Origin of the sequence: uncultured Campylobacter sp. (assembly GCF_938031315.1) — a bacterium.
GTDB lineage: Bacteria > Campylobacterota > Campylobacteria > Campylobacterales > Campylobacteraceae > Campylobacter_B.
This window is the reverse complement of sequence record NZ_CALHHT010000132.1, coordinates 1-1,293: the sequence shown is the minus strand read 5'-3', so window position 1 is coordinate 1,293 and position 1,293 is coordinate 1. Positions and strand designations below refer to the sequence as shown.

Here is a 1,293-nt window from a genome sequence, read left to right as displayed (position 1 = left end):
CTAAATTTAAAGGCTTAAATTTTATAGCAGCCGGTCGTCGTTGCCGCCCGGTATAAGTGCGCGGCGCGGCAGTAAAACGAAAACGTAAAAAAGAGTATCAAAATAAGCGGTCGTATCTGATCGCAAAATTTTAAAATTCATTCCGCGGCGGGAAGTTAAATTTAGAAAAAACTGCGGCGAGATCGCACGGCGTCCGTTATCTGTTTCGCAGCGGCGAAGCTAAATTTAGAGCGCAGACTTTGCAGGCAGAATTAAATTTAAAAGGCAGCGCAGGCAAACGCCGTTTAAATTTAACTCGGCCGCGAGCCGAATCTGCAAACAGGAATTTAGCCGAACTGCGGATAAGGCTTTACTAAATCGTAAATTTCACCCGCGGCACCGCTAAAACAGCGCGGTTTTTACGGACGAGCTGCACCGCAAAACAAACCGCCGCATAAGTTTAAATTTAAAAGCAAGAGTAGATTTTATGTCTGCCGCGACGAGGCAAGGTGCCGCGCAAAGCCCTAACTGCACAACACGCGCTGTTTAAAATCAAAATTTGTGCGAGCGATACGGCGTGCGCAAGCCGTGATCGCAAAAGACGCAAAATTTAAAATCAAACTCTGCGCGAACGACGCGCTGAAATTTCACATTCGCAGCCTAAATTTCGCGCTTTTAAACGCTAAACTTATCCGCGCATTTAAGAAAGCTGCGCCCTACCTTCCAGCGCCCTATTCCAAAGCAGCCCTAGGCTCGCTCATACCGACCAGGCTCGCAACGACGCTCGTCGGAAAGGCGCGGATCATCTCGTTGTATTCCCTCGCCGCAGCGGCGTAGTCCTTGAGGGCCGCGGCGATGCGACTGCGGCTACTTTCGAGTTCATTTTGCAAACTCGCAAAATTTTGATCCGCCCTAAGCTCAGGATAGCGCTCGATCGCCAGCATCAGCCGCGAAAGCGCCGAGCTTAGCTCGCTTTGCGCGGCGTTAAATTTAAAAAACGCGTCTCGGTTTTGCGAGGCATCGTCCGAATTTAGGGCGGTCGCCTTGGCCTGCGCGCTTATGACGCCCTGCAGCGCGTCTTTTTCGTGCGTCGCGTGATCTTTCACGATCTGCACGAAACCGGGGATCAGCTCCGCGCGGCGCTTGTATTGGCTCTGTACTTGCGCCCACGCGGCGTTTACCTCCTCGCTTTTGGCAACGAGATTATTGTAAACGGGCACCGCAAAGATCACGCAGGCGATCGCCGCGATAATAAGCAGGATCAAAATTTTTAACAAAACAAAGCCGCGGCGCTTTGATTCGCCGCTAAAACGG

1 protein-coding gene is annotated in these 1,293 nt (G+C 51.2%); it reads right to left on the bottom strand.

Annotated features, from left to right (window positions below):
- Positions 1-710: 710 nt before the first annotated feature.
- Positions 711-1,293: LemA family protein (locus tag Q0236_RS03710; protein ID WP_297915253.1), on the bottom strand; the 583-nt coding region annotated here is incomplete at its 5' end.